Source organism: Embleya sp. NPDC056575 (assembly GCF_042793325.1).
Classification (GTDB): domain Bacteria; phylum Actinomycetota; class Actinomycetes; order Streptomycetales; family Streptomycetaceae; genus Embleya.
This window is the reverse complement of record NZ_JBHTVA010000033.1, coordinates 14,658-35,491: the sequence shown is the minus strand read 5'-3', so window position 1 is coordinate 35,491 and position 20,834 is coordinate 14,658. Positions and strand designations below refer to the sequence as shown.

Sequence of the window (20,834 nt, the reverse complement as noted above, 5' to 3'; positions counted from 1 at the left end):
GGGGATCGGTACGCTCCGCCTGCCCTCGTCGCATTCCGGGAGTCCCCACACCATGCGTCACTACCCGGCCCAGCCCACGGTCACGGACGCCGACCCGAGTCGGGACGGCCCCGAAGTCCCCGAATCCGTACGGCTGCCCCTCCTCGCCGCCCAGGCCGGCATCCACTACGCGCAGGCCCTGGCCCCGGACGACCCCGAGTACAACACCGCCGACCGGATCGAGATCCGCGGCCCGCTGGACGCCGACCTGTTCGCGCGGGCCCTGCGCCAAGTGGGCGCCGAGGCCGAGACGCTGAACCTGCTGGTGTCGATCGGCCCGGACGCAACCCCGGTCCAGGGCGTACGATCCACCGCCGACAGCCGCGAGGACCCCCTGCACCGCATCGACGTGCGCACCGCCGCCGACCCGGAGGCGGCGGCCGAGGAGTGGCTGCGCGCCGACCTGGCCCGGCCGATCGATCCGACCACCGGTCCGTTGGTCACCCACACGCTGTTCCGGCTCGCCGACGACCGCCACTGGTGGTACCGGCGCGTCCACCACATCGCCGTGGACGCGTACGCACTCACCCTGATCGGCCGGCGCGTGGCCGAGCTGTACACCGCGTTCGCCACCCATGCCACGACCACCCCCAACCCCTTCGGCACCCTGCGCGAACTGGTCGCGGAGGAGGCCGACTACCGAGCGAGCGAAGCGTACGACACCGATCGCGCATTCTGGCTGGAACATCTCGCGGACCGACCCCGATCCGTGACCTTGGCCGAATCCCGACCCACGGCGCCGATCCCGCCGTCGCGGGCGGAAGCGGAGCAAGCGGAACCCGGGCACGCGGAACCGAAGCACGCGCAGCCCGCGCGGCCGGAACCGCCCTCCCCCGCCTCGCCGATCCTGCACCGCACCCTCGAACTCGACGCCGACCGCACCACCCGCCTCACCGAGGCCGCGACCACCGTCCGCGCCACCTGGGCCGAACTCCTGCTCGCCGCCACCGCCGGATACCTGCACCGCGTCACCGGGGCGCGGGAGATCACCCTCGGGCTGCCCCTGCTCAACCGGCGCAGCGTCACCGCCCTGCGCACGCCCGCGATGACGGTCAACATCCTGCCGATGCGCATCGCGGTACAACCTCGCGACACCGCACCCGAGTTGCTGCGCCGAGTCGTGCTCGAACTGCGCGCGGTGCGCCGCCACCAGCGCTTCCGCCAGGAAGACCTGCTGCGCGAGTTGGGCGCCGCCGGTCGCGAACAGCCGCTCTACGGGCCGATGGTCAACATCAAGACCTTCGAGGGCGACCTCGTCTTCGGCGACGCGGTCGGCCGGGTGCACAACCTCGCCGCCGGACCGATCGACGACCTGGCCCTGGGCGTGGTGCCGACCCCCGCCGGCGGCCTGCGCATCGACCTGGACGCGCACCGCGACCGCTACGACCCGACCTCCCTGGCCGAGCACGAACGCGGCCTGCTGCGCTACCTCGACGGCCTGGTCACGCTGCTCCACGAGGCGCCGGCGCTGCCGATCGGCCGGATCGACCTGCTCACCCCCGCCGAGGCGCACGCGGCGACCGAGGGCCGCGCCGAACCGCCGGTCGACGCGACGCTCCCCGAGTTGTACTCCCGCCGGGCCGCGCGCACCCCCGACACGGTCGCGGTCCGCGCCGGCGCCGACGCGCGTACGTTCGCCGAACTCGAGTCGGCCGCCAACCGGCTCGCGCACGAGTTGATCGCGACCGGCGTCACCGCCGAGGTCCCGGTCGCCGTCGCCCTGCACCGCGGCGCCGACACCGCCGTCGCGCTGCTCGCCGTGCTCAAGGCGGGCGGCGTCTGCCAGTTCCTCGATCTGGGCCACCCCGCCCGGCGGATCACCGACGTGTTGGCGGACACCCGGCCGGCGTGCCTGATCGGCACCGCCGAAACCCTCGCGGCCCTGCCCGCGCACCGCGTCCGCACACTGGTCCTCGACGACCCGGGCACCCGCGCCCGGCTCGCCGCGCATGCGGACCGGGCCCCGCGACCGCCGCGCCCCGAGCAGACCGCGTACGTGATCCACACCTCCGGCTCGACCGGCCGGCCCAAGGGCGTCGCGGTCACCCACGCCTCGCTCGCCAACCTGTACGCCGGGCACGGCACCGACCACATCGCGCCCGCCGTCGAGCGCACCGGCCGGGAGCGGCTGCGGATCGGCCACAGCGCGTCGTTCGCGTTCGACGCGTCGTGGGACCCGGTCCTGTGGATGGTGCACGGCCACGAACTGCACCTGCTCGACGACGCGACCTACCGCGACCCCGGCGCGCTGATCGCGTACGTGCGCGAACACCGCCTCGACTACCTGGACGTCACTCCCACCTACGCCGAAGTCCTGCTGGCCGACGGCCTGTTGGACCCCGACCGGCACCACCCGGCGATCCTGGTGGTGGGCGGCGAGAGTGTGCCCGAGCCGCTGTGGCGCCGCCTCGCGGCCTCCCCGGGCAGCCGGCCGCTGAACCTGTACGGGCCGACCGAGACCACCGTCGACGCCTACTTCTGGGACGCGGACGGCGTCGGCCGGCCCGTGCGCGGCTCGCGCGCCTACGTCCTGGACGGCGCGCTGCGGCCGACCCCGGTCGGCGTGACCGGCGAACTGCACATCGCGGGCGCCTGCCTGGCCCGCGGCTACCTGGGCCGGCCCGACCTGACCGCGGAGCGCTTCGTCGCCGACCCGTTCGGCGCCGCGCACGGCGACCCGGGCGCCCGGATGTACCGCACCGGCGACCTCGCCCGCCGCCGCGCCGACGGCACCCTCGAACTGCTCGGGCGCGCCGACGAGCAGGTCAAGATCCGCGGCTTCCGGATCGAACCCGGGGAGATCCAGGCGGTGCTGGCCACCCACCCCGACGTCGCCCAGGCCGTGGTGATCGCCCGCGAGGGCGCGCACGGCAAACGCCTGCTCGGCTACGCGGTGCCCGTCGCCGGCCGCTCCCCCGCGCCCGAGGCGCTGCGCGCGCACCTGGCCGACGCCCTGCCCGAGCACATGGTGCCGGCGGCGATCCAGGTGCTGCCCGCACTGCCGCGCACCGCCAACGACAAGATCGACCACCGTGCGCTGCCGGAGCCCGCGCCGACCGCGCCGGGCCTGCGCGAGGGCCCGCGCGGACTGCACGAGGAGATCCTGTGCGATCTGTTCGCGGACGTCCTGGCGCTGCCCGAACAACCCGACCGGGACGCGGACTTCTTCGAACTGGGCGGTCACTCGCTGCTCGCCGCGCGGTTGGCCGCCCGGGCCCGGGAGAGCTTCCGGTCCCCGATCGGCCTCGCCGACGTCTTCCGCCGGCCGACCCCGGCGGGCCTGGCCGAACTGGCTCGCGCCGGCGCCCGTCCCGAGCCGCGTCCCGCGCTCGCCCCAGTCCCGCGCGACACCGACCGGCTGCCGCTGTCCCCGGCGCAGCAGCGGTTGTGGTTCATGTACCGGCTCGAAGGACCCAGCCCCACCTACAACATCCCGCTGGTGCTGACCCTGACCGGACCGCTGGACCGCGCCGCGCTCGACCTCGCGCTGGCCGACCTGGTCGAGCGGCACGAGACGCTGCGCACCGTGCACCCGGCCGTCGAGGACACGCCGTACCAGCACATCCTGAGCCCCGATCGGGCCCGCCCCACCCTGCACATCGCGGCCTCCGCCGCCGAACTCGCCGCCGCCGTCCGCCACCCCTTCGACCTCGCCGTGGAAACACCGCTGCGCGCCACGCTGTTCACCGCCGACCGCACCACCCACACCCTGGTGCTGCTGCTGCACCACATAGCCGGCGACGGCGCCTCCACCACCCCGCTCGCCCGCGACCTGGCGGCCGGGTACACCGCGCGCGTGGCCGGCCGCGCGCCCGATCTCGCGCCGCTGCCGGTGTGCTTCTCGGACCATGTCGCGTGGCAGGCCCGGCTGCTCGGCGACCCCGGCGACCCGACCCCCCTCGCCCGGCGACAACTCGACTTCTGGCGCGCCACGTTGGCGGGGCTGCCCGACGAACTGGCGCTGCCCACCGACCGACCCCGGCCGCTGATCGCCTCGACGGCGGGCGACACCGTGCCGTTCCGGCTCGACGCCACCACGCACACCGGCCTGGTCGAATTGGCCAGGGCGAGCGGGACCAGCGTGTTCATGGCCGTCCAGGCCGCGTTCGCCGCGCTGCTCACCCGGCACGGCTGCGGTACCGACATCCCGCTCGGCACCCCGGTCGCGGGCCGCGACGACGACGCCACCGCCGACCTGGTCGGGTTCTTCGTCAACACCCTGGTCCTGCGCACGGACACCTCCGGCTCCCCCGACTTCCGCACCCTCCTCGACCGGGTCCGTACCACCACGCTGGCCGCCTACGACCACGCCGACCTGCCCTTCGACCGGGTCGTCGACGAACTCAATCCGGCCCGATCGTTGGCCCGCCACCCGCTGTTCCAGGTGATGATCGCGTGGCAGTCCCGCCCCGACGCCGAGTTCGCGCTCGGCCCGCTGCGCGCGCGCATGGTGGCCACGCCCACCGGCACCGCGAAGTTCGATCTGACCTTGAACGTGGGCGAGCAACCCGGCCCGGGTCTGGGCGGCTTCCTGGAGTTCCGCACCGATCTGTTCGACCGGACCACCGCGTTGGGCCTGTCCCGCCGACTCGCCGCGCTGCTGAGCGCCGCCGTCGCCGCACCCGACACCCCGATCGACCGACTGCCGCTGCTCGACGAGGCCGAACGACACCGCGCACTGGTCGAATGGAACGTCGGCCCCACCGCGACCGCCACCTCCTCCACCACCCTGGTCGCCCGCTACGAGCGCGTCGCGGCGGAGCACTTCGCGCGGACCGCGGTCGACTGCGAGGGCCTGTCGCTCAGTTACGCCGAACTCTCCTCCCGGGCCAACCGCCTGGCCCGGCTCCTGGTGGCGCGCGACATCGGCCCCGGCGACATCGTCGCGCTCGCCCTGCCGCGCTCGCTCGACCTGGTCGTCGCGCTGCTCGCGGTGGCCAAGGCGGGCGCCGCCTACCTGCCGCTGGACCCCGACTACCCGGCCGATCGGCTGGCCTACATGCTCGACGACGCCCGTCCCGCCGCGCTGCTCACCGACACCGCGACCGCTCCCCGGCTGCCCGCGCACGAGTTGCCCCGAATCCACGTGGACGGCCACGATGCCGACGCCCACCCGGGCTTCGACCTGACCCAGGCCCAGCGCAAACGTCCGCTGCGCCCGTCGGACCCGGCCTACGTCATCTACACCTCCGGATCCACCGGCCGGCCCAAGGGTGTGCCGGTCACCCACCACAACGTGGCCCGCCTGTTCACCGCGACCGACCACTGGTTCGGCTTCGGCCCGGACGACGTGTGGACCCTGTTCCACTCCTACGCGTTCGACTTCTCCGTCTGGGAGTTGTGGGGCGCGCTGCTGTTCGGCGGCCGGTTGGTGGTGGTGCCGCACACGATCAGCCGGGACCCGGCCGCCTTCCTGGACCTGCTCGCCCGCCAGCAGGTCACCGTGCTCAACCAGACGCCGTCCGCGTTCCATCAGGCGGTGGCCGCCGACCGGGAGCGTCCCGGCCGCGAACTGGCGCTGCGCTACGTGGTGTTCGGCGGCGAGGCGCTGGAGCCGGCCCGGCTCGCCGACTGGTACGAACGGCACGCCGACGACGCGCCGCGCCTGGTGAACATGTACGGGATCACCGAGACCACCGTGCACGTGTCCTACCACCCGCTGGACCGCGCCTCGGCCGCCGCCGGCACGGCGAGCACGATCGGGGTGAACATCCCCGACCTGCGCGTCTACGTCCTGGACCGGTACCTCCAGCCCGTGCCGCCCGGGGTGAGCGGTGAGATGTACGTCGCGGGCGAGGGCCTGGCCCGGGGCTACCTGGGTCGGCACGCGCTCACCGCCGAGCGTTTCGTCGCCGACCCGCACGCGGCCCGGTTCGGCGAGCGCGGCACCCGGATGTACCGCTCCGGCGACCTGGCCCGACGCCGCGCGGACGGCACGCTCGACTACCTCGGGCGCGCCGACCAGCAGGTGAAGATTCGCGGCTTCCGGGTCGAACTCGGCGAGATCGAGGCGGTGTTGGCCGCGCACCCGACGGTCGCCGACGCGGCGGTGATCCTGCGCGAGGACACCCCGGGGGACAAACGCCTGGTCGGCTACGTGGTCGCCGAACCCACCGCCGAACCGGCGCTCGCACCCGGCGCCGAGCCCGCCGCGAAGCCGGCCGCCGACGGACCCGCGCTGCGCGAACACGCCGCCGCGACGCTGCCCGTGCACATGGTCCCGTCGGCCGTGGTCGTACTCGACCGCCTGCCACTGACCGCGAACGGCAAACTCGACCGCAAGGCGCTGCCCCGCCCGGAGTACACCCCGACCACCACCACCGGGCGGGCGCCGCGCGGGCCGCGCGAGGAACTGCTCCGCACACTGCTCGCCGAGGTCCTGGGCGTACCCCGCGTCGGCGGCGACGACAACTTCTTCGACCTGGGCGGCCATTCGCTGCTCGCGGTACGACTGGCCGGTCGGATCAAGGCCGCGCTCGGCGTCGACATCGGCATCGGCACCGTCTTCCGGGCACCCACCGCCGCGGGCCTGGACGCCGCCCTGGAGGAGACCGACCGCACCGACGCGCTGGACGTCCTGCTGCCGCTGCGCCCGGCCGCTCCCGGCGATCGTACGCCGCTGTTCTGCGTACATCCGGCGGGCGGGCTGTCGTGGTGCTACACGGGCCTGATCCGGCACCTGCCGGCCGACGTGCCGATCCACGGCCTCCAGGCGCAGGGCGTCGGTGCGGCGACCGCCGACGCGCCGTTGCCCGCCACGCTGGAGGAGTTGGCCGCGCACTACGTGGACCGCCTGCGCGAGGTGGACCCGAGCGGCCCGTACCGACTCCTCGGCTGGTCCACCGGCGGGATCATCGCGCACGCGATGGCCACCCGGCTCCAGGACCTGGGCCTGCCGGTCGAGTTGCTCGCGATCCTGGACGCCTATCCGGCCGAGGGTTTTCGCGAACTGCCCGTCCCGGACCGGGCGGAGGCACTGGAGGCGCTGCTCACGATGGGCGGCTACGGACCGGAGAGCCTGGCCGGCGCACCACTCGAACTCGGCCCGGTGATCGAGGTGTTGCAGCGCGAGGGCAGTCCGCTGGCCGGTCTGGAACCGGCCACGATCGAGGCGTTGGGCGACATCTACCTGAACACCAATCACCTCGTCCGCGCCTTCGACCACCGTGTTTTCCGGGGCGACGTGCTCTTCTTCCGGGCCACCGTCGACACCATCGACGACACGCTGACCCCCGACACCTGGACCCCCTACGTGAGCGGTCGGATCGACAACACCGACGTGGCCTGCTCGCACAAGGACATGACCCTGCCCGGCCCGATCGCGCACATCGCCCGCGTGGTCGCCGACCGCCTGACGGCATTGGAGAGCAAGACCGATGAGCAGCCGTGATCGCGAGACCCCGACGAACCCGTTCGACGACGAGGACGGCGAGTTTCTGGTGCTGGTGAACGACGTCGGTCAGCACTCCCTGTGGCCGGACTTCGCCGCCGTGCCGGACGGTTGGGCCATCGCGCACGGGCCGTGCCCGCGCCCGGCCGCGCTGGAGTGGATCACCACGCACTGGACCGATCTCGGCCCGGTCGCGCGGTGAACCCGGAACACACCGAACAGGGCGCGACCCGGACCGCCACGCCCCGGGGTTCCGCCTGGATCGTGGTGCTCGTCTACACCGCCGCGATGTGCATGAACGGCCTGGACTCGACCATCGTCAACCCGGCGCTGCTCACCATCGCGGAGGACTTCGATCGCCCGGCGGTGGCGGCCAATACGGTCGAGATCGCCTTCCTGGTCGCGCTGGTGGCCGCGCTGCCGGTGGCCGGGCGGCTGAGCGACCGCCACGGCACCAAGCGGGTCTTCCTCGGCTCGCTCGCGGTGTTCACCGCCGCCTCGGCCGCGTGCGGGTTGTCGCAGAACCTGGTCTCGCTGGTCCTGGCCCGGGTGGTCCAGGGCCTGGCGGGCGGGCTGCTCACGCCGGTCGGGATGACCATCCTGTTCACGGCCTTCGCGCCGCACGAGCGCATGCGGCTGGCCAAGTGGCTGATCGTGCCGACCGCGCTGATGCCGGCCCTCGGCCCGCCGCTGGGCGGGTTCCTCACCGAACACCTCTCCTGGCACTGGCTGTTCCTGGTCAATGTGCCGATCGGCACGGCCGCGGTGCTGCTCGGCCTGTACGGGCTGCGCGAGCATCGGGCGGGTGCGGCAGGCCCGTTCGACCGCACCGGCTTCTGGCTCACCACGCCCACCCTCGGCCTGCTCACCTACGCGCTCGGGTTCGGCCCGTCGCGGGGGTGGACCACGCCCGCCATCGCCGTCTGCGGCCTGCTCGGCCTGATCCTGCTCGTGGTCGCGATCGCCCATCAACTGCGCGCCGCCGAGCCGCTGTTGCGCCTTCGCCTGGTGTCCGACCGGGCGTTCGGCGCGGCCACCGCACTCGCGCTGGTCACCTCGGCGGGGCTGATGGGCGTGCTGTTCGTCTTCCCGCTGCTCTACCAGGCGGCGCTGGGCGCCTCGGCGTTGGACGCCGGGCTCGGGGTGTTCCCGGAAGCGGTCGGGCTGATGTTCGCCTCGCAGGTGGTGGATCGCCTGCTGCCGCGACTGGGCCCGCGCCGGCTGACCACTCCCGCGCTGGTCCTGGCCGCTCTGGTGTTCGGCGCGCTCGCGCTGCCGGGGGTGGCCGATCACGCCTGGGCGGTAAGGGTGTTGATGTTCTGCGTCGGACTGGTGCTGGGCACGGCGGTGCTGACCGTACAGATCGCCGGGTTCGGCGGGATCGAACCGCCGGACATGGGCCACGCGATGGCCCTGTTCACCATCGTGCGCACGCTCGGCGGCTCGCTGGGCATCGCGGCCGGCGCGGCGGTGATCGAGGCGGGCGGCGCGGACGGACACGACGCGAGCGCGCCGGGGCCGTATCGGGCCGCGATCTGGGTCACGGCCGGACTGGTCGCCGTCGGCGCGCTGTTCGCCCTGCGGCTGCCGCGCGAGGCGCCGGAACCACCGCCGTTCGACGACGCGGAGCCGGGCGAGGACCGGGGGGTCGAGGGTGGAGGGAAAACCGGGGGCGAGGCCGCAGCCCAGGAGGCGCCGGCCGCACCCACCGGCGCGTCAGCCTCCGGCTGACAGCAGTCCGACGAGTCCGACGGCGAGCCCGCCGCGCCAGCAGGCGTAGTCGTGGCCGCCGTCGAACTCAACGTAGGTGAGCGGATATCCGCGCTCGCGCAGCACGTCGCGCAGCCGCCGGTTCTCGGCCACGAGCATCCATTCGAGCAGGCCCACCTCGACGTGGAACCGGATCGGCAGCCGCTCGGTCGCGGCGAACCGCCGGGTCAGCCATTCCGGCCCGTCGTTGGTCTCGTCCGGATCGGGCCACCAGAACGACCCGGACTGGGACAGCGCGTTGCCGAAGCGGTCCGGCCGATGGAACGCCCCGAACGCGGCGGTCAGCCCGCCCGCGCTCTGCCCGGCCAGCACGGTGTGCGCCGGATCCGCGCTCACGCCGTACCGTTCGCCCGCCCACGGCAACAACACGTCGGCCAGCCAGTCCACGAACGGTTCGCTACAGGTGAGATCGGCCATCCGCCGCTCCCGGCCCATCGTGTCCACGAGCAGCGCGACGGTCGGCGGGATGCGGCCGTCGGCGTGCAGGTTGTCGAGGGTGTCGCCGATCGCGAGCACCGACCCCCACACCTCCCCGTCCAGCAACACCACGACCCGGCAGGGTTGTCGTCCCATGGCGGGCGGGAGCAGCACGCTCACCCGCCGGCCGTCGACCGTGGTGTCCTCGCGCGGGCCGCGCGGGATCCCCGCTCGACGCCGCGCCCACGGCTGCGCGGGGGCGTCCGGCAGCGCCAGGACCGAGGAGGGGTTGCGGCCGTCCCGGGCGGCCAGGGTGGGTGCGTGGTTGTACGGATCGGGCACCGCGGCGTCCAACACGCCCAGCCAGGCCGCCCGATCCGTACGCAGCGTCTCGGCCCGCGAGCCGGTTCCGACGAAGAACTGGTACGACGCGCGCAGCCCGGCCGGCAGCCGGTGGGTGATCGCCCGTACATCCGTCCCCGGCACCGGACGCAGCAGATGCGGCGTCAGATCGCCCGCGTGCCGGTCCCGATCGGTGAAGGTGTGCAGCAGCGCCAGCACGTCGCCGGCGGGCCCGGCCGGGTCGTCCCGCCACACGAACGTGACCAGCCGCTGCCCGGGATCGTCCGGATCCGGCTCGACCAGCGGGGCGCCGACCGCCTCGACCCGGGCCCAGAACTCGGCGCAGGCGTCGGCGCGTTCGGCGTCGACCGCCCGGCTCAGCGCGTGCAGGATCGGAGTGTCCATGGTGCCGGTCGCCTTCCGCGGGTCGAGAACAGTCGAATCACGAACAGTCGGGCCGAAGCCGGTCGGGCCGGGATCCCGGCCCGGGTCCTCGGGCCCGAGATCACCGGGCCCGGCTCACCCGACCCGTGCTCAGGAAGTCGCCGACAGCGCCTTCGCGATGTCGCCGAGCACCACGTCGGCCGCCAGCGGCCCGCCGCGCGTGGACCACACCGAACCGTCCACCGTGACCACGTGGTTCTTCTGCACGGCGTTCAACTCCTTGTAGGCCGGCTTGCTCTGCACCTCCTTGAGCGCACTCGCGCCGTCCGCCGTGAGCGTGCCGAGGAAGAGCCAGTCGCCGTCGATCTCGGAGATCTTCTCCAGGCTCAGCGCGGGCGTGTGCGCGTTGCCGTCCTTGTCCTGCGCCTTCGGCCGGGTCAGGCCCATGTCCAGCGCCACCCCACTGGCGAACTGGCGCTTCTCCATCCAGCTCGGGCCGTTCGGGTTCCAGCGCACGATGCTCACCGCGGCGCCCTTGTTCGCGGTCAGGTCCTCACCGGTCTTCTTGGCCTTGGCCTCGTAGTCGGTGATCACCTTGTTCGCCTGCTCCAGCTTGTTGACCGCGTTGCCGACGCCGCGGAAGGACAACTTCCAGTCGTCGGTGGGCGCCATGGTCACCAGCGTCGCCGGGGTGATCTTGCGCAACTGGCCGAGCATCTGGGTGTCCTGCATGTCGCCGGCCAGGATCAGGTCGGGCTTGGCCGCGATCACCTTGTCCATCACCGGCTGGAGCAGGTTGCCGATCACCTCTATGCCCTTGACCTTGTCGGCCAGGTAGGCGGGCGGCTTGTCCAGGCCCTGGCCGTTGGTGATGCCGACCGGCTTGACGCCGAGCGCGAGCACCGCGTCCAGGTCCTCCTGGGTGAGCACCACGACGCGCTTGGGGTTGGCCGGCACCTGAACGGTGGTACCGGTGGCGTCCTTGACCGTCCGAGTGCCGCCGGCCGAGTCGCCGCCCCCGCTGCCGCCCTGGCTCGCGGCGGGCTTCGAGTCGGACTTCGAATCGGACTTGGAGTCGGAGTCGGATCCGCATCCGGTGAGCAGCAGACCGGCCGCCCCCGCCACGGCGAGCAACCGAACCGCGCGCCGCCGGGCGGTCACGAGCGGGCGAAGAGAAGTGGTCATGTGGGGCTCCGGGCACGAGAAAGGACGGGGGCGAACACGGCAGCACCCCCAGGACGTCACTTAGGTTAGCCTTACCTTGCGCATTCGGCGCAAGGTGGTCCGGGCCGGCGAACACATCCGCCCGCGCGGATCGACGCGCCACCGGAATGCGGAATCGCCCCATGCCCACGCTCGGATGCGGGCATGGGGCGCCCGATCGGGTGACCTCGGCGCGGATTCGCCGGCCCGAACCGGGCGTGATCCGTACGGTTTTCCGCATGAAGCGGACCACGCGGACCACACGAAGCACCGTGACGCGGTCGACGGGGGCGATGGCCGCGGCGGTCGTCCTCGTGCTCACCTCGCTCACCACCCCGGCCGGCGCCGACCCATCCGGCGCCGGTTGCCTGACCGCCCGGCTCGACCGACTGCGCGCACTGCAGGGCCGCCTCGACTCGCTCGCACTCGACGGCCGGGCGGGCGCCGGCCAGTACTGGTATGTCGACCACCGCCGCTGCACGCTGACCCTGGCCACCCTGCGCGGCGCCGCCGACCCCCTCACCGCCGGCTTCCTGGCCGCCGCCCGCCTGGTCCCCGCGCTGGTCGAGATCACCGAGGTGGACAGCCCGATGCGCCCGCGCGTGGCCCGGGCACCGGCGGGCGCGGCGACGCCGCGGTCGGCCGCCGGCTTCCACGGCGGCGGCACCCTGTACAGCGGCCTCACCGGCACGGTCTACATCTGCACCGCCGGCTTCAACGGTTTCCGCCCGAACACCACCACGACGGCGGGCCATTGCGCCCACGACGCGCCCACCTGGTACGACGGCGGCGGCACCCTCATCGGCACCGTCGGCGACTCCCGCTTCCCGGGCGCCGACTGGGCGGTCGTCCCCGGCGCGGACGGCGTCACCCTGGACCCCGACATCCTCGACGGCGACGCCACCACCACGATCACCGCCTTCGGCCGCCCCCGCCTCGACGACCGGGTCTGCGGCACCGGCGCGTCCAGCGGCACCCGCTGCGGCACCATCGACGCCCTCGACGTCACCGTCAACTATCCCGAGGGCCCGGTCACCGGCCTGGCCCGCAGCACCCAGTCCGGCGCCGCCGGCGACTCCGGCGGCCCGGTCCACACCGGCTCCACGGGAGTGGCCCTGATCAGCGGCGGGCCGACCGAGGGGGCACCGACCTTCGTGCAACCGCTGAACTTCTGAAGCCGAGCCCCACTCTCCGGCCCAACTCAGGCGTCGAGCGACTTCAGTTGGGCCGTCAGCGTGTCGACCCCGCGGTAGGTGAGACCGACCAGCGCCACGTGCTTCCAGCGCAGCACACCCCGGGCGTCCACGATGAACACCGCCCGGCGCAGCGCCTTGCCGCCCATGCCGATGCCGTAGGACTCGACGGCCCGATGCTCGGTGTCGGCGAGCAGCGGCATCCGCAGGCCGTGTTTGCGGGCGAAGCGCTCGTGGCTGTCGAGTCCCTGCGGGCTGATCCCCCAGACCACCGCGTCGAGATCGGTAAACTGTTCGAAACCCGAGGAGTACGAGCACAGTTGCTTCGTACACACCGCGGTGTCGTCGCCGGGATAGAAGGCGAGCACCACCGGCCGGCCGCGCTGCGCCGACAGGGTGAGCGGTTCGCGGATCGCCTCACCCGCGGTCAGGCGCACCGCGTCGAGGGTGAAGTCCGGTGCCGGGGCGCCGATGTCGGGGGTCTTGGACACGTGGGGGCTTCCTCGCAGGGGTCGGGCGTCCGGGCCGGAAAGCCGCCCGCGGGCGCGGAACGCGAAGCGTTCCGGGTGGTGACGTTACCCGCCCCGGTCAGGGCCGGGCGATCGTCGTGCGCCGCACGAGCCGGGCGAGCGCGGGCAGCGGGAACAGCAGCAGGAACAGGTTGGGCAACCACCACTCGATCGCGAAGTCGCCGCGCAGGGTCCAAAACGCCACCGCCTGGAGGCCGGCGACGGCGGTCAGCACCAGCGAGATCGGCAGCAGCGCGTGCACCCGGTCCGGTGCGATCCGTCGCCCCATGCGCAGCGCGGCGAGCCCGGTCACCGCGGCGGCGACGTCGAGCGGCACGAACGAGTAGTTCCAGTCGCTCATCACCGGATCGGCGTAGTCCTTGTACGCGTATTCGGCCGGGAGCAGCGCGAGCAGGGTGACCGTCCAGTAGAGCAGGAAGCCCACGTCGGCGACGGCCATCGAGACGCGGGTGAAGCACATCACGTCGACGGTCCGCACCCGGGAGACGGCACGGCTCGCGCCGCCCGGGAGCAGTTCGCGTACACACGCGCCCACCCCCGCGCTCACTCCGCGCCGCCTCGAGTCCGGACCAATTCGACCAGCAGCGCCCGCAGTTCGGTGTGCGCGTCGTCGTGCGGCACGCCCAGATCCAACAGCCGCGCGGCCCACCAGCCGTCCACGGCCATCCGAACCAGATCGGCCACGGCCGGCTCCAGACCGTCGTCGGCGAGCCGGAGTTGCCAGCGGGCGTAGCGGGCCCGCAGCGCGGCCAGTACGTCCGGCCCGCCCGCCGCGGCGAGCAACGCGAGCGGGACCTGGTCGGCGCCGCTGCGATCGCCGGTCGGCGACTCGGCCGGGATGCTCGCCCGCAACCAGGCCAGCGTGAACGCCCCGGGCGGCGCGCCGGCTTCGGGCAGCGCGGCCTCGAATCGATCGGCCAGCCGCTCGACCACCCCGCGCACCAGGTCCTGCTTGCTCGGAAAGTGGTGCAGCAGCCCGCCCTTGCTGACCCCGGCCTCCCGGGCCACCGCGTCCAGCCGCACCGACTCCACGCCGTCCCGAACCAATATCCGTTCCACCGCGTCCAACAGCCGATCACGCATCGGCACACCCCCGTCCCCGGGTGAAAACCCACTCGAACCCTCCGGACCGTCCGGACGGTCGGGAGCCACCGTAGCAGCCGCGGCGCCGAGCGCGGCCCCGATCCGCCGGTCGCTACACGGGAGTTGCCCTGGCACGACGGGCCTGCCGCAAGTCGTCAGGAGTCGAGCGATACGACCGGCACGGTGCGCACGACCGGCCCGAAGCCCGGCAGCGTGTAGTCGGTCGCCGTGACCCCCGTCGACGCGGACGCGGACTTCCTCGCGCGTCCACCGGCGCCGTGCCGATCACCCGGACCCGGGCCACGGTGAGCGGACCGTCCTCGTCGACCACCTCGGCCGGGGTGCGCGAGGGCACGTACTCCATCACGATCCACGGCACGCCGTCCTCGACCACCACGTCGTGCACGCCGACGATGTGCGGATGCTCGCGCAGCCGATACCGGCCCGCGACCGAGCGCCCCGAACCCCGCATGGCCATGGCAGGCCACCCCCGAAGGACGGTGTGCGCCGGGATCCGGTCATCGCGTCGGAAAACGGTCGTCCCCAATTCCGCCCCGGCGACGTCGGACCGCCCGTCCCGACGGCGTTAGGCCGTCCGTTCCACCGACCCGACTTGTTGTCCGGACCCGCGCGCGAGTCTCTGCCGTACCGCTCGTCGATCCGGCACCATGACCTAATGAGCCGTGTGGAGAAAGGCACGTCGACCGAACCGTTGCTGCCTGCCCCGGCCCCGCCCGCCCTGCCCCCGCTCGCCAGACGACCGATCGTGCTGATCATGGTCGCGGTATTCGCGCTGCAGGCGGCGGTGTCCGCGCGCTACGGATTCCACCGCGACGAGCTGTACTTCGTCGTGGCCGGTCGACATCTCGCCTGGGGCTACGTGGACCAGCCTCCACTGACCCCGCTGCTCGCCCGGGCGTCCGGCGAACTGTTCGGGGACGACCCGCAGGACCTGCGGATATTCGCCGCCCTCGCGTGCGCCGGGACGGTGCTCCTGGTCGCCCTGATCTCCCGGGAGTTCGGCAGCGGACGGGCCGGCCAACTGCTCGCGGCGGCCTGCGCGGCCACCTCCGGGATCGTGCTCGGCATCGGTCACCTGTGGTCCACCGCGACCCTGGACATCGTCGCCTGGCTGCTGATCGCGTGGTTCGTCCTGCGGCTGCTGCGCACCGGCGACGGGCGCTGGTGGCTCGCGGTGGGTGCCGCCGTCGGCTTCGCGATGCTGAACAAGTACCTGGTCGGCTATCTCGTGGTGGCCCTGCTCGCGGGCCTGTTCGCGGTCGGCCCCCGCGAGGTGTTGCGCAGCCGGTGGCTGATCGGCGGCGCGGCGATCGCGATCGCACTGAGCGCGCCGGGTCTGTGGTGGCAGGCCACCCACGACTGGCCGCAGTTCACCGTGGCGGGCGGGATCAGCACGGACGACGGCATCAAGAACCGGATCATGTTCGTCCCGCTGCAAATCGCCTACCTGTCACCACTGTTCGTGCCGATCTGGGTGGCCGGCGCTCACCGGCTGCTGCGCGCGCCGCAGATCGACTGGGCACGCTCGATAGTGCCGGGCTACGCGATGCTGTGCGTTCTCGTGATCGCCTCCGGCGGCAAGTCGTACTACGCGCTGCCGCTGCTCCTGGTGCTGGTCGCGGCGGGGTGCGAGCCGACCGTGCGGTGGGCCGCGAGCCGGCCCGGGCGGCGGGTGCCGGTGGGTTCGATGCTCCTGGTCGCCACCGTCACCAGCGCGGTCATCTCGCTGCCGCTGCTGCCGGCCGGACGGGTGAACGCGGTGATCGGGATCAACCCCGAGCAGGGCGAGCAGATCGGCTGGCCCGAGTTGGCCGACGCGGCGGCGGTGGCCTGGGGGCGGATCCCGCCGGACCAGCGCGGCCGGGCGGTGTTGTTCGCGGGCAACTACGGCGAGGCCGGCGCGCTGGACCGGTACGGCCCGGCCCGGGGGTTGCCGAAGCCGTACTCGGGCCACATGTCCTTCGCCGACTGGGGTCCGCCGCCGGACCGCGCCGACGGTCCCGTCGTGGTCGTGCGCGAGGGGGAAGTCACCGCGCGATATCGCGACTTCGTCGACTGCCGGCTGGTCACCCGGGTGGACAACGGCAAGGGGGTCGACAACGAGGAGCAGCACGCGGTGGTCGAGCTGTGCGCGGGCACCACGAAGCCCTGGTCCCGTATCTGGCCGGACCTGCGGCACTTCTACTGAGCACCGAACACCAAGCAGCGAGCACCGAGCCCGCACGGCACCGAATCGCACCACAGCGCGTCCCACCGCACCACCTCGCACCACATCGCACCCGACCGAGTCGTACCGATTCGTACCGAGTCCCGAGGAGTGTCATGGCGCAGGCGAGTCCGCCCGGGTACCGCACCGGTGGCGAGGGGCGACCGGGGTCGCTGACGGGATCGGCGTATCGGGAGATCCGACGCCGGGTGTTGTACCTGGAGCTGGCCCCGGGCTCGCGGTTCACCGAGAAGGCGGTGGCCGAGGAGCTGGGCATGAGCAAGACACCCGTGCACGAGGCGTTGGCGCTGCTGGCCGAGGACGGGTTCGTCGACGTGATCCCGCGCAGCGGCTACCGGGTCACCCGGGTCACGCTGCGCTCCGCGCGCGAGTTGTTCGACCTGCATCGGGTGCTCGCCCGGGACGCCTCGGCGGCGGTGGCCCGGCGCGCGGCGGAGGTCGGCTCGGCGCCGGCGCGCGAGGGCGCGTGGGTGCGTACGCCGACCCCGGTGGCCGGGCCGGACGCCTGGCTGGAGCGGTACACCCGGCTGCATCTGGTGATCGCCGATCTGGCGGGCAACCGGCATCTGCGGCGCGCGCTGGCCGGCACGCTGTACGCCCACCATCGGCTGCTGCGGTTGTGCGTCACCGCCGACGGGCCGCACCTGCGGGTGATCGCGGGGGACGACGGTCCGCTTCTCGACGCGCTGGCGGACGGCGACGCGGAGGCGGCCGGGCGGGCCGCGCACACCCGGCTGACCGGCTGTCGGGAGCGGGTGCTCGACACGTTGCTGGCCAACGACGCGCTGCTCGACGTGAACATCACCGGGCCGTCGCCTCGGCGGTGATCACCCCGCCCGGCCGCACGGCGACGGCGTTGGTGCCGTCGCCGTCGCCGTCGCCGTCGCGGAGCAGCGTGCCCAGGTCCAGGTCGAGCACCGCGTCGGGCGGCAGGCCCCCGGGCCCGCCGTCCGCGGGGCGGTTCAGGTACGCGGCCACCGCCGGCACCAGCGTCGCGAACAGCGCCGCGCCCAGGGCCCGGATCCCGTCCTCGACCACGGCCGCCGCGCCGTCCGGGTCGCCCGCGGCCAGCGCGGCCGGCAGCGCGGAGCGGTCGGGCGCGGGCCAGTGCGGGTCGCCCAGCGCGGTGGCCAGGTACAGGTGCCGCAGCTGGTGGCGCAGTACGTACCCCTCGACCTCGGCCGCCCGCGCGTTGCCGGCCCGTTCGGCCAGCGCGGCGCCATAGGCCAGACCCTGGACCGGCGTCGGCACCGCGTCCGTTCGATCCCCGTCGGTCGCCTGCCACCACGCGAGCGCCGCCGCGTCCAGGCCGGCCGTGTCCTCGCCCCGCGCGGCCACCAGGCGGGCCGGCAACGTCTCGACCGTCACCCGCAGTTCGAGCAGTTCCCGGACGTCGCGCAGGGTGACCGGCATGACCAGGTAGCCCGAATGCGGCGCGACCGCCACCAGGCTCTCGTGGGTGAGCAGGTTCAACGCCTCGCGCACCGGCGTCTTGCCCAGGTCCAGGGCGGCGGCCAGGTCGCCCTCGCTAAAGACCGTTCCGGGCGGCATCTCCAGGCGCAGGATGCGCCGCCGGATCACCTCGCGGGCAACGGCGGTCCGGCTCTTCGGGCGCGCCGGCGAGCTCGATGTCATGCCCGGATTCTCTCCGGATCCCGGCCGCGGTCGGGTCCGCACACACGAATCGGCGAAGACCGGCAAAGCCCGATCGATGCCCGGATCGGCTCGGCCGGGCGCCGCCGGCGCGCGATCCCGAGGCGGCCGGCACCTTCCCGGACCGGTGCGCCTAATATCTCAGACAGCAGGATCGGCGACATGGACGCGGGGGCGCGTCGCCCCCGGACATGGCCCGTCGTGGTGCCCGGCAGGTGAGGCCTTCGTCCTCCCCGGGGCCGGCTCCTGCGATGATCCTCGCGACGAGGAAGGTGGTTTCGGATGCTCGCCGGCGTGACCTGCGCGGCCCGTACGCCGCTCGGCGTCCGGCCCGGGGTACCTCCGCCCGCCGACCCCCCTCGTCCACGGCACGACCGGGCCTACCATCGAAACCGTGTCGAAGGCTCCACCGACCGCGTCCGCGAGCCGGAGCCGCACGCCACCCCCTCGGGACGAACGACCTTGGACATCGACATATGACCGCGTCGCAGCACACCCGATCCGCATCCCCCGTCACGCTCTTGCGCGAATGGCGCGAGCGCGCCGACGGGGCCGCCCTGCACGAGGCGCTGTTCCTCGGCCTCGGCGTCGACCTGCCCTTCCTGGAGCGGGTCGCCGTACCACTCGCCCGGGACCTGTCCGCCCGCGTCGCCATCCTCGGCGACGCCGCCCAGGAGGCGTACGACCCGAGCCGGGTGCGCGGCGCCGGTCGGGACTACCTCTACGCACCCACCGTGTGTCCCGGCTCGCTGCGCGCCAAGCTGGTCGTACTGATCGGCGAGCACGCCTGCCGGATCGCGATCGGCGGCGGGACCCCCGCACTGCCCGGCTGGGCCGGCGACGACGGCCTGTGGACGGTGGTCGAGACCGAGGACGACGCCTCCAACGCACTGCTCGCCGACGTCGCGGACTGGCTGGACAAGCTGCCGGACCTGGACGCGGTGGCGATGGCACCGTGGGCCGCCGAGCACCTGCGGGAGATCGCCGGGCTGCTGACCGAGCGGCACATCCTGGCGGACGAGTCCCCGGGTCCCGAGGCCCGGCTCCTGGACAACCTCGACCGTCCGCTGCTCGACCGGCTCCCGAACGGTCCGGTGGACGAGCTGCACCTGTACGCCCCCGCCGTGGACCCGGCCGGTGAGACGCTGCGCGAGCTGGTCGCCCGGCTGGCCCCCGCGCGGGTGGTGCTGGGCGTACACGAGAACTGGTCCGGCTACTCCGGCGCGGTGCTGCGCGCGGCCCTCGCGGGGCGGCCCGCCGAGGTGCGGGTGCTGCCCGAACAGCGGCTGACGCACGGCCGGTTCGCGCAGTGGCGGATCGGCGAGCAGTGGTCCGCGCTGACCGGCAACGCGGACCTGAGCCGGGCCGGCCTCGGCACCACCGCGGCGGCCGGCGGCGGTCTCGACCTCGCGGTACACACCGTCGGCGGCCCGGTCCTGCCGCTCGGCGAGGGCCGCACCGTCGCGCCCGCCGACCTGGACGCGCTGCGCGGCGTGGCGGCCACGCCCGAACTGGTCCTGCTCGGCGCCCGAGCGGACGGCGCGGGCTTGCACGTGGTGCTCGCCGGGCCCGCCCGCGAGCCGGTCACGATCGCCACGTCCGTCGACGGATCGGCGGGCTCCTGGCGGGAGTTGGGCATCGTCCCGGCCGGCGCGACGAGCGCGACCTTCCCGCCGGCGGCCGGTCAGGGCCCGGCGGTGCGGGGCAGCCTTGCGCGTGCCGACGGCGGCGTGACGCACTCCGGCGTGGTCTTCGCGTACAGCCCGGCCACGGCCGCACGGCCGAGCGAGCGGCGGGTGACACCGCGAGCCGAGCCGACGCCGACGCCGGCCGCGCCGACCCCGGCTCCCGTTCCCGCCGCGCCCAAGGCCCCCGAGCCGCCCCGGGCGCCGGCGGCACCCGTGAGCCCGCCGCCGCGTCCGGTCGAGGTCGCCGCGCCCGCTCCGACTCCGCCGCCGCTCTACGTCGCCTCCGGGACCGAGTTCGAGTCGGCCGGCACCACCACGTTCGCCCCCGCGCCGGAGGACAGCCCGTACGCCGAGGCCATCGAGGAATTCGCCGCGCACGGCTGGGTGGCCGGCATCGAGGACGGGATCTGGCGGATCACCGGCTCGTTCGGCAACCCGGTCCCGATCGCGGCGGTGGCCGCGACCCGGCTCGCGCAGTACGGCGAGCCGGTGCTGATCCAGGCCGGCAACGAGCGCCGCTGGGCGTTCATGGCCTGGGAGGCGCCCGACCTGACGCTGCTGAACTGGCCCGCCCGGAACTGGCGCAGCTACCAGATACGCCCGCCGGCCGACCCCGAGTCGCGCTTCCGCGGCGGCGACCTGGCGAGCGTCCCTGGCCGGGTCGGCCCGCTCAACCGGCAGATCGGCGACCCGCCGCCGGCCCTGCTCCGGGTGCTGGACGAGGTGGGCATCGGCTTCGCCGAACTGGTCAAGACCCTGCAGGAGATCGGCGACTGACCCCGGCGCGGCCCCCCCCCCCGGGCCGGGGGCGCGGCCCGGGGACGGCTAAAGGGAGCCACCCAGCGGAGGGTAAAAAAACCCCCCAACCAAAACAAGAGGACCCGCCACGCCCGC

General features: G+C 73.8%; 14 protein-coding genes. 7 read left to right on the top strand and 7 right to left on the bottom strand.

What is annotated here, in order from left to right; all coding sequences use genetic code 11:
- Window positions 1-52: 52 nt before the first annotated feature.
- From ACFRCG_RS25485 to ACFRCG_RS25475, 3 genes are all read left to right on the top strand, one after another.
- Window positions 53-7,429, top strand: coding sequence for an amino acid adenylation domain-containing protein (locus tag ACFRCG_RS25485; RefSeq protein ID WP_380035259.1), 7,377 nt, complete (start codon window positions 53-55; stop codon window positions 7,427-7,429).
- Window positions 7,416-7,631: an MbtH family protein gene (locus ACFRCG_RS25480; protein ID WP_380035256.1), complete on the top strand. Its 216-nt coding sequence runs from the start codon at window positions 7,416-7,418 to the stop codon at window positions 7,629-7,631. Before ACFRCG_RS25485 ends, ACFRCG_RS25480 begins: the two co-directional genes overlap by 14 nt.
- A 62-nt stretch (window positions 7,632-7,693) precedes the next feature.
- Window positions 7,694-9,160, top strand: coding sequence for a DHA2 family efflux MFS transporter permease subunit (locus ACFRCG_RS25475; protein ID WP_380035445.1), 1,467 nt, complete (start codon window positions 7,694-7,696; stop codon window positions 9,158-9,160).
- On the opposite strand, the gene fes is transcribed toward ACFRCG_RS25475, so the two are convergent.
- The gene (fes, locus tag ACFRCG_RS25470; RefSeq protein ID WP_380035253.1) at window positions 9,146-10,363 is read right to left on the bottom strand and encodes an enterochelin esterase; all 1,218 of its coding nucleotides are present in this window, start codon (window positions 10,361-10,363) and stop codon (window positions 9,146-9,148) included. The genes ACFRCG_RS25475 and fes overlap by 15 nt on opposite strands.
- Before the next feature lie 129 nt (window positions 10,364-10,492).
- On the bottom strand, window positions 10,493-11,527 hold the full coding sequence (locus tag ACFRCG_RS25465) for an ABC transporter substrate-binding protein (protein WP_380035250.1): 1,035 nt from the start codon (window positions 11,525-11,527) through the stop codon (window positions 10,493-10,495).
- A 257-nt stretch (window positions 11,528-11,784) separates the two neighbouring features.
- Here ACFRCG_RS25465 and ACFRCG_RS25460 point away from each other — a divergent pair, with 257 nt between their 5' ends.
- Window positions 11,785-12,720 (top strand): S1 family peptidase, encoded by a 936-nt coding sequence (locus ACFRCG_RS25460; RefSeq protein WP_380035247.1) that lies wholly within the window; start codon window positions 11,785-11,787, stop codon window positions 12,718-12,720.
- A 26-nt stretch (window positions 12,721-12,746) separates the two neighbouring features.
- On the opposite strand, the gene ACFRCG_RS25455 is transcribed toward ACFRCG_RS25460, so the two are convergent.
- From ACFRCG_RS25455 to ACFRCG_RS25440, 4 genes are all read right to left on the bottom strand, one after another.
- On the bottom strand, window positions 12,747-13,229 hold the full coding sequence (locus ACFRCG_RS25455) for a peroxiredoxin (RefSeq protein ID WP_380035244.1): 483 nt from the start codon (window positions 13,227-13,229) through the stop codon (window positions 12,747-12,749).
- 97 nt (window positions 13,230-13,326) lie between these two features.
- On the bottom strand, window positions 13,327-13,815 hold the full coding sequence (locus tag ACFRCG_RS25450) for a DUF5360 family protein (RefSeq protein ID WP_380035241.1): 489 nt from the start codon (window positions 13,813-13,815) through the stop codon (window positions 13,327-13,329).
- Window positions 13,812-14,351 (bottom strand): TetR/AcrR family transcriptional regulator, encoded by a 540-nt coding sequence (locus ACFRCG_RS25445; protein WP_380035238.1) that lies wholly within the window; start codon window positions 14,349-14,351, stop codon window positions 13,812-13,814. The genes ACFRCG_RS25450 and ACFRCG_RS25445 overlap by 4 nt, the downstream gene beginning before the upstream one ends.
- A gap of 112 nt (window positions 14,352-14,463) precedes the next feature.
- Window positions 14,464-14,829 (bottom strand): hypothetical protein, encoded by a 366-nt coding sequence (locus tag ACFRCG_RS25440; RefSeq protein WP_380035235.1) that lies wholly within the window; start codon window positions 14,827-14,829, stop codon window positions 14,464-14,466.
- 198 nt (window positions 14,830-15,027) lie between these two features.
- Here ACFRCG_RS25440 and ACFRCG_RS25435 point away from each other — a divergent pair, with 198 nt between their 5' ends.
- Both ACFRCG_RS25435 and ACFRCG_RS25430 read left to right on the top strand, forming a co-directional pair.
- A complete protein-coding gene (locus ACFRCG_RS25435) occupies window positions 15,028-16,560 on the top strand; it encodes an ArnT family glycosyltransferase (RefSeq protein ID WP_380035232.1) in 1,533 nt (510 codons plus the stop codon).
- A gap of 134 nt (window positions 16,561-16,694) precedes the next feature.
- Entirely contained in the window at window positions 16,695-17,426 is a 732-nt protein-coding gene (locus ACFRCG_RS25430; RefSeq protein WP_379998041.1) for a GntR family transcriptional regulator, read from the top strand.
- Here the strand turns inward: ACFRCG_RS25430 and ACFRCG_RS25425 are convergent.
- Entirely contained in the window at window positions 17,401-18,234 is an 834-nt protein-coding gene (locus ACFRCG_RS25425; RefSeq protein ID WP_380035230.1) for a GntR family transcriptional regulator, read from the bottom strand. The two genes, ACFRCG_RS25430 and ACFRCG_RS25425, sit on opposite strands and share 26 nt — an antisense overlap.
- Window positions 18,235-18,728: 494 nt before the next feature.
- Here ACFRCG_RS25425 and ACFRCG_RS25420 point away from each other — a divergent pair, with 494 nt between their 5' ends.
- Complete coding sequence (locus tag ACFRCG_RS25420) at window positions 18,729-20,717, top strand: hypothetical protein (protein ID WP_380035227.1); 1,989 nt, start codon at window positions 18,729-18,731, stop codon at window positions 20,715-20,717.
- Window positions 20,718-20,834: the final 117 nt, after the last annotated feature.